This is a genomic window from Nonomuraea maritima, assembly GCF_900100395.1.
GTDB lineage: Bacteria > Actinomycetota > Actinomycetes > Streptosporangiales > Streptosporangiaceae > Nonomuraea > Nonomuraea maritima.
The window spans coordinates 68002-81988 of record NZ_FNFB01000033.1 but is presented as its reverse complement, the minus strand read 5'-3'; the positions used below and the strand labels follow the sequence as shown (position 1 = coordinate 81988).

Here is a 13987-nt window from a genome sequence, read left to right as displayed (position 1 = left end):
GTCACGGTCCCACACGTCCACGTCGAAGTAGTAACGACCGTTGGAGAAGTAGTAGTAGCCCTTGTAGTACGAACGCTCACCCCGCGACTCACCCCGGCTGAAACCGGAGTACCCGTCGAACCAGTGCTTCGTGAACGACACAGAACCGGCGGCCTGCGTGGTGGCGGCCTGCGCGGGAGCGGCGGCCACACCGGCCATGACCGCACCGGCGAGAACGGTACCGGCGAGAACGTTGCGAAGCTTCATGATGATCTGTCCCTGAGTGTGAGGAGAGGGTTCCCGGGAGCGGCGATCGCTCCCGACGACCATCAACTTAGGGATCAGCAAGCCCGCGTTCTGCGTACTAACGCACAGAGTGCACTACTGCACACTCAGGCGCCTGGTTTCAGGAGGGGATGCCCGGAAGGCTCCGGCAGGAGGTCGTCCGACGGACGCAGGCTCGACAGCAGCAGGGCCAGGTAGCGGCGGGGGGCGGGATCACCGGAGTGGGCGGTGGCCAGCGCCATGACGATGATCGCCGCCAGGTCGCGTACGCGCAGGTCGGCCCGCACCTGCCCCGCCTCCTGAGCCCTGGTCAGCACGGCGCCGAGCGGTCCCATGAACCGCTCGGCGATGTCGACGGTGAACGCGCCCGACTGCCGGGCCGCCTTCAGCAGCCCCGCGTGCGCGGCCAGCGTGTCGACGGCCGCCGTCAGCGCCTCCGCCAGCGCGCCCCCGGCGTCGGCTGCGTCGCGGGCGGCGAGCGCGAGCGGCTCGACCTCCTCGGCGAAGTACGTCTGGAACGCGGCCCGGATCACGCCGTCGCGGTCGCCGAAGCGCCGGTAGACGGTGGCGCTCCCGATGCCCGCCTGGCGGGCGATCTCTTCGAGGGAGACCTCGGGGCCGCGTTCGCGCAGGACGGCGATGGCGGCCCGGACGATCTTGTCGGCGTTGCGCAGCGCGTCGGCCCGCGGTCGCTGCTCGTGCACACGGTGAACGCTAGCAGCCGGTGTCTACCAGGCGACTTCGAAGGTCGTCAGGCCGTACACGACGTTGAAGGAGCGGAACTCCGGCGTGGTGCCGGTCTCGCGCAGCCCGGGGAAGCGCGCGAACAGCGCCGGGAAGGCGATGCGCATCTCCATCCTGGCCAGCGGAGCGCCCAGGCAGTGGTGCACGCCGTGGCCGAAGGCGACGTGGCCGAGGTCGCCGCGGGTGATGTCGAAGCGCTCGGGGTCGGAGATGAACGCCGGGTCACGGTTGGCCGCCGGCAGCGCGCACATCACGAGCGCACCGGCCGGGATGCGGGTGCCGGACAGCTCCACCTCGGTGGTCGTGACCTTGCCCGTGCCGGAGTGGACGATGCTGAGCCAGCGCAGCAGCTCCTCCACGGTGGCGCCGATCCGCTCTGGCTCCTTCTTGAGCAGTTCGAGCTGGTCGGGGTGGCGCAGCAGGGCCAGCGTGCCGAGCCCGAGCATGTTGGACGTGGTCTCGTGGCCGGCCAGCAGCAACAGCCCGGCGATGCCCACCAGCTCGTCGGTGTCGAGGTCGTCGCCGTGCTCGCGGACGAGCATGCCGAGCATGTCGTCGCCCGGCTCGACCTGGGCGCGGGCGACCAGCTCCCCCATGTAGGCGCGCTGTTCGATGCTCGCCGCCTGCCGCTGCTCCACCGGGAGCGAGATGTCCAGCACCTTGCCGGTACGTCGCTGGAAGCCGTCGCGGTCGGCGTACGGAACACCCAGCAGTTCGCAGATCACCAGGGACGGGATCGGCAGCGCGAAGGCGGAGACCAGGTCGACCGGCGACCCGGTGCGCTCCATCGCGTCGAGGTGCTCCTCGACGATCTCGTGGATGCGCGGCTCGAGGCGGCGCATCCTGCGCATGGTGAACTCCGGCGTCAGGATGCGGCGCAGCCGGGTGTGCTCGGGCGGGTCGAACGCGAGCAGGTTGCCGGCCCGCGCCTTCCTGAGCTCCTCCTCGCTGTACTGCGGCCGGCCGGCCGCCTGCAGCGCCATGCTCTGCGCGTTGCTGAAGCGCGCGGGGTCGCCGAGCACCGCCCGCACGTCGGCGTGGCGGCTGACGATCCACGCGTCGAAGCCGAACATGGTGGGCACCCGGCGGACGCCGTCGTCGTCGCGCAGCGCCGACAGCTCGGGGTCGGGGTCGAATCCGCTGCGCCGCATGTGCAGGGGCAGCGTCACAGAATCGCTCATGTCATCTCCCGATGGATCGGACTCGCCTTGACTGCATCCGTCAAAAACGAGAGTAGCCCATCACTTCGGTACGCGAGCGGGGCCTGGCACGTTGTCTTTCACCAGATGAAAACTCGGCTTTTCCGCCGTCGCGGCATCGCTGATCCTCATGGCGACGGCCGGTACGAGGCTGTCTTCGGTCGAGGTCGGCGAGGAGCGTGCGCGTCGTGTTTGTTCGTGACCAGTGGTACGTGGCGGCATACGGCTACGAAGTGGGACGCGACCTGCTGTCCCGGACAATTCTCGGCGAACCGCTGGTCCTCTACCGGACCGAGGACGGCGAGCCCGTCGCGCTCGCGGACAGGTGCGTGCATCGCCGCTACCCCCTGTCGCAGAGCCACCTCGACGGCGACACCGTCGTCTGCGGCTACCACGGCTTCACCTACGACCGCACCGGCGCGTGCGTGGCGGTGCCCGGCCAGCGACGCGTTCCGCGCACCGCGCGGGTGGCGTCGTACCCGGTGGTCGAGCAGGACTCGTTCGTCTGGGTGTGGATCGGCGAGCGGGAGCGCGCCGACGAGAGCCTGATCCCCCGCGCCCCCTGGCTCGCCGACCCCGCCTACACCACGGTGTCCGGCATGGAGCCGCTCGCGGCCAGGTACGAGCTGCTCGTCGACAACCTCATGGACCTGTCGCACGAGACGTACCTGCACGGGGGATACATCGGAACCCCCGAGGTCGCCGAGACGCCGATCACCACGGAGGTGGACGACAAGAACGGCGTCGTCCACGTCAGCCGGCACATGGCCGACGCCGCCTGCCCGCCGTTCTACGCCCGCTCCACCGGCATCGAGGGGCGCATCACGCGCTGGCAGGACATCGAGTACCACCCGCCGTGCCTGTACCTGCTGCACAGCAGGGTCGCCCCGGCCGGCGTGCTGCCGAACGCCGACGGCTCCGACCCCGACGGCTTCCACGTGGAGGTCGTCTACGCCATCACGCCGGAGACCGAGCACAGCACCCTCGACTTCTGGGCGGTCGCCAGGGACTTCGCGCTGGACGACCAGGGCGTCTCCGACTTCCTGCGGGAGAGCAACCGCACGGTGGTGCTGCAGGACGTGACCGCGCTCAACATCCTGGAGCGGGTCATCGCCACCGAGCCCGAGGGCTACCAGGAGCTCAGCATCAACATCGACACCGGAGGTCTCGCCGCCCGCCGGATACTCAAGCGGATGAGCGACGTTCGGTCATGAGTGACCGGACCGCCATGCTGCACGGCGACACCGTCTACCGGGTCCACTGGCAACCGGGCACCGACGTGCTGACGGGCGTGTGTCACTGCGGCGCCGCGCACGACTTCGAGGACCCCGTCGAGCTGTGGGAATGGCTGCTCGCCCACCCCGAAGGCCACCACCCCGAACAGCCCGCCGCCTTCGAGCCCCTTCCCCCTGCCTTGGGCAGCCCAGAAGCCCGAGGGAACGGAGGCCGAGCGTGAGCAGCGCCCGAGGGAACGGAGGCCTGGCGTGAGCACCCCCACCATGACCGAGCGTGACCTGGTCTGCGTGGTCGACCGCGCGGAGACCGTCGCCGACGGCGTGGTCCTGCTGACGCTCGCCGCGCTGGACGGTGAACCGTTCCCGCCCTGGGAGCCAGGAGCGCATGTGGACCTGGTGCTGCGGCCCGATCTCGTCCGTCAGTACTCCCTGTGCGGCGACCCGGAGGACCGGTCCGCGTTACGGATCGCCGTGCTGCGCGAACCCGACGGCCGCGGCGGTTCCCGCCACGTCCACGACGAGCTGACCACGGGAAGCGAAGTACGCATCCGTGGCCCGCGCAACCACTTCCCCCTGGTGGCCTCGCGGCGCTACCTGTTCATCGCGGGCGGCATCGGCATCACGCCGATCCTGCCCATGATCTCCGCCGCCGAGGCGGCCGGCGCCGACTGGCGGCTCGTGTACGGCGGCCGGCGGCGCGCCTCGATGGCCTTCCACGAGCAGCTGACCGCCGCCTACGGTGACCGCGTCAGCGTGCGGCCCCAGGACGAGACCGGGCTGCTCGACCTCGACACCCTGCTGGCGGACCCCGACCCGGGCACGGCCATCTACTGCTGCGGCCCTGAACCGCTGCTGGCGGCGGTGGAGGAGCGCGGCGCGTCGTGGCCGCCGGGCGTCCTGCACGTCGAGCGGTTCTCCCCGAAGGCGGACGACGGCCCGAACCACGCGTTCGTGGTGGAACTGGCCCGATCGGGCAAGGTCCTGCCGGTGCCTCCTGACTCCTCGATCCTCCAGGTGATCGAGGAGTCGGGCCTCTCCGTCCTGTCGTCCTGTCAGGAGGGCACCTGCGGCACCTGCGAGACCGTCGTGCTCGACGGCCTGCCCGACCACCGTGACGCGGTTCTCACCGCCGAGGAACGGGCGGCCGGCGACATCATGATGATCTGTGTGTCCCGCGCCACCTCTCCCCGGCTGGTTCTCGACCTCTGATCACAGGGAGCGCATCGTGCCCGTCCCACCTCCCTCCGCGGCGGCCGATCGGTGCAGGACGGTCACCGGCAAGGTGCTCGCCTTACTGGCCGCGTTCGGTCCGGACACCCCCGCGCTGACGCTCAGCGAGCTGGCCCGCCGGGCGGGGCTCTCCGTGCCGACCGCGCACCGCCGGGTCAGCGAGCTCGTCGCGTGGGGCGCGCTCGAACGCGGCCCTGACCGGCGGCTGCGGATCGGGCTGCGGTTGTGGGAGGTGGGCTCGCTGGCCCCGCGCGGCCTCGGCCTGCGCGAGGCCGCGCTGCCCTTCCTGGAGGACCTCTACGAGCTGACCCACGAGAACGTGCAGTTCGCCGTGCGTGACGGGCTGGAGGTCGTGTTCGTCGAGCGCATCGCGGGCCGGCATGCCGTGCCCGTGCTGACCCGGGTCGGCGGGCGGTTCGCCCTGCACGCCACCGGCGTGGGGCTCGCGCTGCTCGCGCACGCGGCGCCGGAGGTGCAGGAACAGGTGCTGGCCGCGCCGCTGCCCGCGTACACGTCGAAGACCGTGACCGATCCGATGGTGCTGCGGCAGATGCTGGCCGACATCCGCCGTGACGGTTACGCCGTGAGCGACGGGCAGGTCACGCTGGACGCCCTGTCGGTCGCCGCCCCCATCTTCTCCGCCGACGGCACCGCGATCGCCGCCGTGTCGCTGGTGGTGCGCGCCGACGGGGCGCAACCCGCCGCGCTCGCCCTCGCCATCCGAGGCGCCGCGCGCGGCATCGCCCGTGCGCTGCCCACGTTGAGGCAGCCCTGCTGACCTCGCGGGGACGGCGTTATCTCCGAGTCGTCCCGTTACAGGATTAAAAGACCTTCTTATCAGGAAAAGTCTTGTTACTTACCCAACGATGATCGACGGTCATCACTGGACGAGGCGGTGAAGATGGCGGAAGAGCGTAGGTCCGTCCTGCGGCGCGCCTTACACATCCTGGACACCTGCAAAGAAGCCCAAGGCGGTCTCAGCCTTTCTGAGATCAGCCGCCGCTCCGGCGTGCCGCTCACGACCACCCATCGCATCGTGACCGAGCTGCACCAGTGGGGCGGGCTCGAACGCGACGACTTCGGCGACTACCGGATCGGGCTGCGCCTGTGGGAGGTGGCGGCGCTCGCCCCCCGGTCGGTCGGCCTGCAACGCATCGCCCTGCCGTTCATGCAGGACCTCTTCGAGGCGACCCACCGGGGAGTGCACCTCGCCGTCCGGGAGAAGGACGAGGTCGTTTTCGTGGAGCGCTTCGTCAGCCCCGAGACGGCGAGTGAGCGCCCGCGCGTGGGCGGCCGCTACCCCATGCACGCCACCGCCGTCGGGCTGGTGCTGCTCGCGCACGCCCCCGCCGAACTCCAGGAGGAGGTCATCGGCGGGCCGCTGAGGTCGTACACCTCGAGGACCTGTTCGAACCCGCGCGAGCTGCGGCAGGTGCTCGCGCAGATCCGGCGCTCCGGGTACGCCATCAGCGACCGGCAGATCAACCCGGCGTACGCCTCGCTCGCCGCGCCCATCCACAACCCCGACAACACCGTCGTCGCGGCTCTTTCACTGATCGTGCCGCACACCGAGTCGCACACTCCCAACCTCGCCTACCTGGTCCAGGCCAGCGCGCGCGGGATCTCGAATGCCCTGGGAGCGCGCCGGCGGCGAACTCGGCCGCGCACCCCTTCCGCTATCCGGAAAGGCAGGTAGCCCGCCACGGCCAGGTAGGGCGACGCTCATCTTGACCGGCTTCGGGGTGTGAGGGCTGGTCAGATCGAAAAGAGGAGATAGACGGTGTCTTCCACCACACTCGCCTCGGCGTCCCTCAGCCGCAGGTCGTTCCTCCGGCGCTCCGCCTTCGCCCTGGCCGCCGCGACCGCCGGTCCCGCGCTGCTGGCCGGATGCGGTTCCGGCGACGCCGGCGCGGACGGCAGCGGGAAGGTCACGTTCCTGAGCTATCTGCCGCTCGAAACCCTCTCCCTCACACCCGAGCTGCTCGCCGTCGCGGGAGGCCACTTCAAGAAGCACGGCCTCGACGTCACCCTGCAGCCCGTGAAGGGGTCGCCGCAGGCCATGCAGACGCTGCTGTCGGGCATCGCCCCCATCACCCGGCTCGGCCAGATCGACGTCATGACCGCGGTCGCCGACACCGGACAGCCGCTGGTCACCATCGGCACGCTCAGCCGGGGCTCGTCCCTGCGCTTCGTGTACAGCAAGAAGCGCCACCCGCTCGCCAAGCCCGAGGACTTCGTCGGCCAGACGATGGGCGTGCCCTCCGAGGGCGGCACCAGCGACAAGGTGGTCTCGCTCGTGCTGGCCAACGCCGGGATCGACCCCGAGCAGACCAAGCGCCAGGTCGTCGGCCTCACCCCCGGCACGTTCAGCCTCGTGGAGCAGGGACGCCTGGCCGGGTACGTGGTCAGCGTCGACACCGCCACGATCCTCACAGCGCAGAACCCCGACGTCGGCCTGTTCAACCCCGGCGAGACCGTCAAATCAGACCTTCAGGTGTACGTCACCAGCAAGGACGCCCTCAAGAACGACTCCGGGACGCTGCAGGCGTTCATGGCCGGGATCGACGACGCCCTGTCGGCGATCGTGGCGGACGAGTCGCTCGACGAGACCGTCAAGCAGCTGCGCACCAGGTACTCCTTCGCCACCCTCGACGACGACAAGATCGCCAAGGCGAGCCTCACCCTGCTGCGGGAAAGCTGGACCGGCGGCGATCCGAGCAAGCCGCTCCTCGTCACCGACCAGGCGGCCTGGGCGGCCGGGTACACCGAGCTCACCGCCGCCGGCCTGGCCAAGTCCGGCGCGGACGCCGGCTCCTGGTTCGACAACAGCCTGCTGCCCAAGGCCTGAGTCAGCTGATCCGAAGGAGTCCGATGCCCACCGACAGCGCCGAGACGCTCCACCAGTCCACGAACGCCCGGCCTCCGGCGCCCGCCAAGCTCCAGCTGGTCGGCATCGGCAAGGAGTTCCACACCAAGCGGGCGAGCACGCACGCCCTGTCCGACATCCACCTGACGATCAGCGACGGCGAGTTCGTGTCGCTGATCGGCAGGTCCGGCTGCGGGAAGACCACGCTGCTGCGCATGCTGGCCGGTCTGCTCAGCCCGACCACCGGCCAGATCATGGTCGAGGGCAGGTCGCTGTGGAACGGCGCCAAGGTCGACTCCTCCGTGGTATCCCAGCTCGGGGTCGTGTTCCAGGAGGCCAACCTCTTCCCGTGGTACTCCGTCGCCGACAACATCTCCCTCCCGTTACGGCTGCGCGGGCTGGACGGACGGCAGCGGCGGGAGCGGGCGTACGAGCTCGCCGAACTCGTCGGGCTCAAGGGGTTCGAGAAGTCCTACCCTCGCGAGCTGTCCGGAGGCATGCGCCAGCGGGTCGCGATCGCCAGGGCCCTGAGCATCCGGCCGAAGCTGCTGCTGATGGACGAGCCGTTCGGCGCGCTCGACGCGCTGACCCGCGAACGGATGAACATCGAGCTGCAGCGCATCGCGCTGGCCACGAAGGCGACCGTCGTGTTCGTCACCCACGACATCACCGAGGCGGTCTTCCTGGGTGACCGGGTGGTCCACCTGACGCCGCGGCCGGGCCGCATCCGCCGGATCACGTCCGTCGGCTTCGAGCGGCCGCGCGGCATCGACGTGCAGACCGAGCCGGAGTTCGGCGCCATCGTCCGCGATCTGCGCCACGCTCTGGACGAGGAGGAGTAGGGCATGACGAGGGAAAGATCAAGACGGCTGCTCCCCTGGCTCAGCACAGCGCTGATCCTCCTGGCGTTCTTCGTCGCCTGGGATGTGTTCGTCCGCGTCACCGGCGTCTCCGAACTGGTGCTGCCGCCCCCGCTGACGGTCGCCGAGAGCCTCGTGACGGTGGTGACCGACCCGCTGACCTGGCAGCACGCCCAGGTCACGGCCATCGAGACCATCGGCGGGTTCCTGATCGCGCTGGTGTCCGGGGTCGCGGTGGGCGTCGTCCTCGGCAAGGTGGCGTGGATCGAGCGCGGCCTGCGGCCGCTGATCGTCGCCTCCCAGGTCGTCCCGAAGGTCGCGCTGATCCCGCTCTTCGTCATCTGGTTCGGCTTCGGGATGACGTCCAAGGTGGTCATGTCGGCGATGCTGGCGTTCTTCCCGATCATGCTGAACGTGCAGCTCGGCGTACGCTCCGTCGAGGCCGGACAGCGCGAGGTCATGCGCAGCCTCAACGCGAGCAGGTGGCAGACGTTCCGGCACCTCGAACTGAAGAGCACCATGCCGTACGTCTTCGCCGGCATGGAGGTCGGCATCGTCTTCGCGATCATCGGCACGATCGTCGGCGAGTACCTCGGCGGCAGCGAGGGGCTGGGCTACCTGGTGGTGCGGACGCTCAACGAGCTGAACGCCCCTGCGCTGTTCGCGGTGATCATCCTGCTGTCGGTCCTCGGACTGCTGCTCTACTTCGCGGTCCACGGCCTCAAACGCTTCTTCATCCCCTGGCACGAGTCCGTCTACGGCCTTCAGGACGGGAACCGGTGACTCTTCGCAGCAACCTTCCGCAGGGCAGCCCCCGCTGGGCCACACGGCGCGCGCAGTGGTTCGCGCTCGGGCTCACCGACGACGACCTGACCAAGCCGAAGATCGCGATCGTGAACTCGTCGTCCGGGCTCTCCCCGTGCTTCAGTCACCTCGACCCCATCGCCGCCGCGGTCAAGGAGTCGGTCGCGGACGCGGGCGGCGTGGCGTTCGAGATCAGGACCGTCGCGCCGACGGACTTCATCATGGCCGCCGGCGGCAGCGGCGGCTACGTCCTGTCGAGCCGAGACCTGCTGAGCAACGACATCGAGGCCGTGGTCGAGGGCGCCCAGCTCGACGGCATGGTTTGCCTGGCCTCCTGCGACAAGACGACCCCCGGCCAGCTGATGGCCGCCGCCCGGCTCGACGTCCCCACGCTGGTCCTGTCCTGCGGTTACCAGAGCTCGGGGCGGCTCGACACCGGCGAGCCGGTCGACATCGAGGACGTCTTCCTGCACGCGGGCCACCTGAAGTTCGGCGGCATCACGTTCGAGGGCCTGTGCGACATGAGCGCCCGCGCGATCACCGGACCGGGCGTGTGCACCGGGATGGGCACCGCGAACTCCATGCACATCGTCGCCGAGGCGCTCGGCATGACGCTGCCGGGCTCGACACCGGTGCGGGCGAACAGCGAGGCGATGTGGAACAGCGTCCGGGCGAGCGGTCGCGCGATCGTCGAGGCGGTGCTCGCGGGCCGCCGGCCGCGCACGATCCTGTCGCCCGGCGCGTTCGCGAACGCGGTTATGGCGGTGCTCGCGGTGAGCGGTTCCATCAACACCGTCAAGCATCTGCAGGCGATCGCCCGCGAGGCGGACACCGACGTCGACGTGTACGCACTGTTCGAGGAGTACGCCGAGGTGATCCGTCCGCTGTCCGCCGTACGGCCCAACGGAGAGGACACGATCGAGCGGTTCGAGGACGCCGGCGGCGCACTCGCGGTCCTCAAGCAACTCGGCGACCGCCTCGCCGGCGACGCGGTCACCGTCACCGGCGAGACGATGGCCGATCGGGTCGCCTCGGCGATGGTCAAGGACGAAGAAGCCATCCGGCCGCTCGCGCACCCGCGCGGCGGGCACGCGACCGTCGTCGTCGTCCGCGGCTCGCTCGCCCCCGGTTCGGCGATCGTCAAGCTGTCGGTCACCGAGGTCCGGGCCACCACGTTCGAGGGCCAGGCCCGCGTCTTCGACGACGCCCCGTCGGCGATCGCCGCCATCGAGGGCGGAGTGGTGCGACAGGGTGACGTCCTGGTTCTGCGCGGGCTCGGCCCGGTGGGCAGCCCCGGCATGGGCATGGCCTCCCAGACCGTCTTCGCGCTCAACGGCGCCGGGCTGACCGAGCACGTGGCCGTCCTGACCGACGGGCAGCTGTCCGGCCTGGTCAACAAGGGCATCGTCGTCGGCGAGGTCATCCCCGAGGCCGCCCTGCCCGGCCCGCTCGGCGTGGTCGCGGACGGCGACAGGATCGCGATCGACCTGGCCACCCGCCGCGTCGACCTGCTCATCGACGAGGCGGAGCTGACGCGGCGGCACGAGGAGCGCGCGCGGCACCGGGTGCCCGGCGGGACGTCCGGCTGGCTCCCGGTCTACGCGCGGTCGGTCGAGCCCCTCGCCCGTGGCGCGACGCTGCGCGGCAACGACCTTCCGGTGACCCCCGCCTGACCACGTCCTCCGAGGAGAAGCCTTGCCTCATCCGCTCACCGAACTCAAGATCAACACCGTCACCAAGAGCGGCGGTCACCCGCCGGAAGAAGTCACCGCGGACATCTGCGTGGTCGGAGCCGGCATCGCGGGCCTGTCCGCGGCCGTCGAGGCCCGCCGCCTCGGCCGATCCGTCGTCCTCGTGGACGCCCTGCCGGTGCTCGGCGGTCAGTGCGTCAACTCCCTGATCGGGCTGTTCTGCGGCGTGTACGGCAACGGGCCCGGCTACCACCAGCTGACCCACGGGATCTTCGACCCGATGTTCGAGGACCTGGGCAGGACGAACGACATCCACTTCAACAGAACCCACACGATGACCGTCAGCTACGACGAGGTCGCGCTCAGCCGGTGGATCGAGAACCTCGTCCACGCGCTGGGCATCCAGGTCGTGCTCGGCGCGTCCGTGCTCACCGTCGACGCGAGCGACGGGCACGTCCGCACCACGACCTTCGCCACCCGGCACGGACTGGTCCGGGTGGCGGCGGCCGGGTTCGTCGACGCCAGCGGCGACGCCTCCCTGACCTGGGAGGCCGGCATGCCCTGCCGGGTCCCCGAGCGCACGGTGTGGGGCTCGCAGCAGATCCGGCTGGAGAACCTGCGGGAGGAGTTCCAGCCCGGCCGGGAGGAGCTCGCCGCCCGCGTCCACGAGAAGGCGGAGCAGTACGGGCTGGTACGGCGCGACGGCCTGGCCTTCTTCTTCCCCGGACGGAACACCGCCGTGATGAACATGACGCATGTCGAGGCGCCGCTGCAGGCGGTCAGGGCTTCTCGGGCCCAGCTGGAGGGCCGGGCGCAGGCCGACCGGGTCGTTGAGTTCCTCCGCGAGGAGTTCCCGAAGGCGTTCGGCGAGGCGAAGGTCCGCACCTACGGCTTCCCCGGCCGCCGGCAGACCCGCTGGATCGCCGGCGTGCACCAGCTCACCGTGGACGAGGTCCGGTCCGGGGTGCGGTTCGAGGACGCAGTCGCCCGCACCGCCTGGCCCATCGAGCTGCACGACCGGGTGGAGGGATACGTCTGGGAGACGTACGACTCCGACCATGTGCACTACGTGCCGCTCCGCAGCCTGATCCCCGTCGGCGCCCACAACCTCGTCGCCGCCGGACGCTGCGTCGACGGCGACGCCGCCGCCCTGTCCAGCGTCCGGGTGATGGGCCCGTGCGCGGCGATGGGGTTCGGCGCGGCGCACGCGCTGGACCTCGCCGGCGACGGCAGCGTCCGGGAGATCGACCTGGCGGAGCTTCGCCGGCGCGTCTCCGAGAATGTCGACAGCTAGGAGGAGCCGTGAGACTGGCTGACGACGAGAAGGCGATGCGGGACGGCGCCGAGGGCCCCGCGGTGGCCGCCGCGATGGACCTCCTGATCCGCTATGGCGAGGCGCTCGGCGCCGAGCGCCTCTGCGACACGCGCAACGTCGCGGGAACCATGACGCAACCCTCGCCGATCAAGGCCACGCTGGTCCGTGAGGGCGGATGGAACAAGGCGTTCGCGACGATCAACCTCGACAGCGACGAGGAGTTCGACATCCCGCACATGCGGGTGCCCACGTGCCAGCTGCAGCACGGGTTCAGCGACGACGCGCTCGGCGTCGCGCCCTACCCGGCGAGCATGGTGGAGCTGCAGGCCGACGCCGAGTCGTTCTACGGCGCCCACGGCGTCAACATCCTCGCCACCTGCACGCCGTACCAGGTGGGCAACCTTCCGGTGCGCGGCGAGCACTGCGCGTGGATGGAATCGTCGGCGGTGGTGTACGCCAACTCCGTGCTCGGCGCACGTACCAACTGCGAGGGCGGCGCCTCGACGGGCGCGGCGAGCCTGACCGGGAAGATCCCCTGCTGGGGGAACCACCTGAGCGAGAACCGGTACGGCACGCACCTGATCGAGTCGGCCGTACCGGTCGAAGGGTCCCTCGACTGGGGGATGTTCGGGTACTTCGTCGGCGACATCGTGCAGGAGAACCGGCCGGTCCTCGTCGGCGACCTGCGGCAGCCCGACCTCACCGACCTCAAGCACTTCGGCGCGGCGACGGCCTCGTCAGGGGGCGTGGAGCTCTACCACATCCCCGGCATCACCCCCGAGGCGCCGACGCCCGAGGCCGCGTTCGGCGGGCGTCCCGCTCCCGAGAAGATCGTGTACGGCGAGCCCGAGCGCCGGGCCGTCCACGAGACGCTGAACAACCAGGGCGAGTCGGAGGACGTCGACTTCATCCTGCTCGGCTGCCCGCACGCCTCGCTCGACCAGGTCGCCAGGGTGGCCCGCGCGCTCGACGGCAGGCGGCTCAACCCGGGCACCGAACTCTGGATCATGCTGCCCCGGGCGCTGCGCGTCGTGGCGGAGCGCAACGGATACACCGAGAGCATCCGCAGGGCCGGCGGACGGGTGCTGACCGACTCCTGTCCTGCGATGTCGCGGTCGGCACCCGAAGGCACGCGCGTGTTCGCCACCGACTCGGCGAAGCAGGCGCACTACCTGCCCGCGATCCTGGGCATCGAGGCGTGGTTCGGGACGCTGGAGGACTGCGTCGATGCGGCCGTCACCGGGAAATGGCGAGGAGAACTGCAGTGACCGTCACGATCAAGGGCCGTGGCATCGTCCCCGGTCACGCCGAAGGAGAAGCGCTGGTCTCGCACGAGACGATCTCCGGCTGGGGCGGCATCGACCCCGCCACCGGCACCGTCATCGAACGCCGGCACCCGCTGTTCGGGGTCTGCTTCACGGGCAAGGTGCTGGTGTTCCCGGGCGCGAAGGGCTCCTCCGGCTGGTCGGGCTTCTTCCAGAGCACCCGGCTGTACGGCACGGCGCCGCTCGCGATGGTGATCGGCAAGCTGTCCACGAAGTCGGCGCTGGGCGCGGTGGTCACCCGGGTGCCGACCCTCTCCGAGCTCGACGCCGACCCACTCGACGTCGTCCGTACGGGTGACTGGGTCGTCGTCGACGCCGACCGGGGGCTGCTCACGGTCGGTGAACAGCGGTAGAGCGCTGCTCACCCGTTGTGGTCGCGCGTTCCGGCCTGCAAGATGACGGGATGCAGTCCTGGGCGAGAGTTGTCTGTGTGGTTCTGGTGATCGCGTTGCTC

General features: G+C 70.4%; 15 protein-coding genes. 12 read left to right on the top strand and 3 right to left on the bottom strand.

The window, feature by feature from the left end:
• From BLR04_RS33940 to BLR04_RS33930, 3 genes are all read right to left on the bottom strand, one after another.
• Nucleotides 1-246 (bottom strand): hypothetical protein (locus tag BLR04_RS33940; RefSeq protein WP_143022339.1); only part of this gene is annotated, 246 nt, incomplete at its 3' end.
• 125 nt (nt 247-371) lie between these two features.
• Nucleotides 372-968, bottom strand: coding sequence for a TetR/AcrR family transcriptional regulator (locus BLR04_RS33935; RefSeq protein WP_090773062.1), 597 nt, complete (start codon nt 966-968; stop codon nt 372-374).
• A gap of 24 nt (nt 969-992) precedes the next feature.
• Nucleotides 993-2189 carry a cytochrome P450 gene (locus tag BLR04_RS33930; RefSeq protein ID WP_090773060.1) on the bottom strand — a complete coding sequence of 399 codons (1197 nt, stop codon included), beginning with the start codon at nt 2187-2189 and terminating at the stop codon, nt 993-995.
• A gap of 206 nt (nt 2190-2395) precedes the next feature.
• On the opposite strand from BLR04_RS33930, the gene BLR04_RS33925 reads away from it, so the two are divergent.
• The 12 genes from BLR04_RS33925 to BLR04_RS33870 all read left to right on the top strand — a co-directional run bounded on the left by BLR04_RS33925 (nt 2396) and on the right by BLR04_RS33870 (nt 13886).
• Nucleotides 2396-3421, top strand: coding sequence for an aromatic ring-hydroxylating dioxygenase subunit alpha (locus BLR04_RS33925; RefSeq protein ID WP_090773086.1), 1026 nt, complete (start codon nt 2396-2398; stop codon nt 3419-3421).
• On the top strand, nt 3418-3663 hold the full coding sequence (locus BLR04_RS33920) for a hypothetical protein (RefSeq protein ID WP_090773058.1): 246 nt from the start codon (nt 3418-3420) through the stop codon (nt 3661-3663). The genes BLR04_RS33925 and BLR04_RS33920 overlap by 4 nt, the downstream gene beginning before the upstream one ends.
• 28 nt (nt 3664-3691) lie before the next feature.
• Nucleotides 3692-4651 (top strand): PDR/VanB family oxidoreductase, encoded by a 960-nt coding sequence (locus tag BLR04_RS33915; RefSeq protein ID WP_245740832.1) that lies wholly within the window; start codon nt 3692-3694, stop codon nt 4649-4651.
• A 16-nt stretch (nt 4652-4667) separates the two neighbouring features.
• Complete coding sequence (locus BLR04_RS33910) at nt 4668-5450, top strand: IclR family transcriptional regulator (RefSeq protein ID WP_090773054.1); 783 nt, start codon at nt 4668-4670, stop codon at nt 5448-5450.
• A 123-nt stretch (nt 5451-5573) separates the two neighbouring features.
• Nucleotides 5574-6368 (top strand): IclR family transcriptional regulator, encoded by a 795-nt coding sequence (locus BLR04_RS33905; RefSeq protein ID WP_090773084.1) that lies wholly within the window; start codon nt 5574-5576, stop codon nt 6366-6368.
• A gap of 84 nt (nt 6369-6452) precedes the next feature.
• Entirely contained in the window at nt 6453-7520 is a 1068-nt protein-coding gene (locus tag BLR04_RS33900; protein ID WP_090773052.1) for an ABC transporter substrate-binding protein, read from the top strand.
• Between the two features lie 23 nt (nt 7521-7543).
• Complete coding sequence (locus BLR04_RS33895; protein WP_090773051.1) at nt 7544-8380, top strand: ABC transporter ATP-binding protein; 837 nt, start codon at nt 7544-7546, stop codon at nt 8378-8380.
• Between the two features lie 3 nt (nt 8381-8383).
• Entirely contained in the window at nt 8384-9181 is a 798-nt protein-coding gene (locus BLR04_RS33890) for an ABC transporter permease (protein WP_090773050.1), read from the top strand.
• Nucleotides 9178-10875 carry a dihydroxy-acid dehydratase domain-containing protein gene (locus tag BLR04_RS33885; RefSeq protein WP_090773048.1) on the top strand — a complete coding sequence of 566 codons (1698 nt, stop codon included), beginning with the start codon at nt 9178-9180 and terminating at the stop codon, nt 10873-10875. The genes BLR04_RS33890 and BLR04_RS33885 overlap by 4 nt, the downstream gene beginning before the upstream one ends.
• Before the next feature lie 22 nt (nt 10876-10897).
• On the top strand, nt 10898-12187 hold the full coding sequence (locus BLR04_RS33880; protein ID WP_090773047.1) for an FAD-dependent oxidoreductase: 1290 nt from the start codon (nt 10898-10900) through the stop codon (nt 12185-12187).
• 8 nt (nt 12188-12195) lie between these two features.
• Nucleotides 12196-13476: an aconitase X gene (locus BLR04_RS33875; protein WP_090773045.1), complete on the top strand. Its 1281-nt coding sequence runs from the start codon at nt 12196-12198 to the stop codon at nt 13474-13476.
• On the top strand, nt 13473-13886 hold the full coding sequence (locus BLR04_RS33870) for an aconitase X swivel domain-containing protein (RefSeq protein WP_218129271.1): 414 nt from the start codon (nt 13473-13475) through the stop codon (nt 13884-13886). The genes BLR04_RS33875 and BLR04_RS33870 overlap by 4 nt, the downstream gene beginning before the upstream one ends.
• Nucleotides 13887-13987 lie beyond the last annotated feature (101 nt).

Bases quoted from the DNA above. Each gene is read 5' to 3' on its own strand.
- BLR04_RS33920 (WP_090773058.1), top strand. From the start codon at position 3,418: ATGAGTGACCGGACCGCCATGCTGCACGGCGACACCGTCTACCGGGTC.
- BLR04_RS33905 (WP_090773084.1), top strand. From the start codon at position 5,574: ATGGCGGAAGAGCGTAGGTCCGTCCTGCGGCGCGCCTTACACATCCTG.
- BLR04_RS33890 (WP_090773050.1), top strand. From the start codon at position 8,384: ATGACGAGGGAAAGATCAAGACGGCTGCTCCCCTGGCTCAGCACAGCG.
- BLR04_RS33895 (WP_090773051.1), top strand. From the start codon at position 7,544: ATGCCCACCGACAGCGCCGAGACGCTCCACCAGTCCACGAACGCCCGG.
- BLR04_RS33930 (WP_090773060.1), bottom strand. From the start codon at position 2,189: ATGAGCGATTCTGTGACGCTGCCCCTGCACATGCGGCGCAGCGGATTC.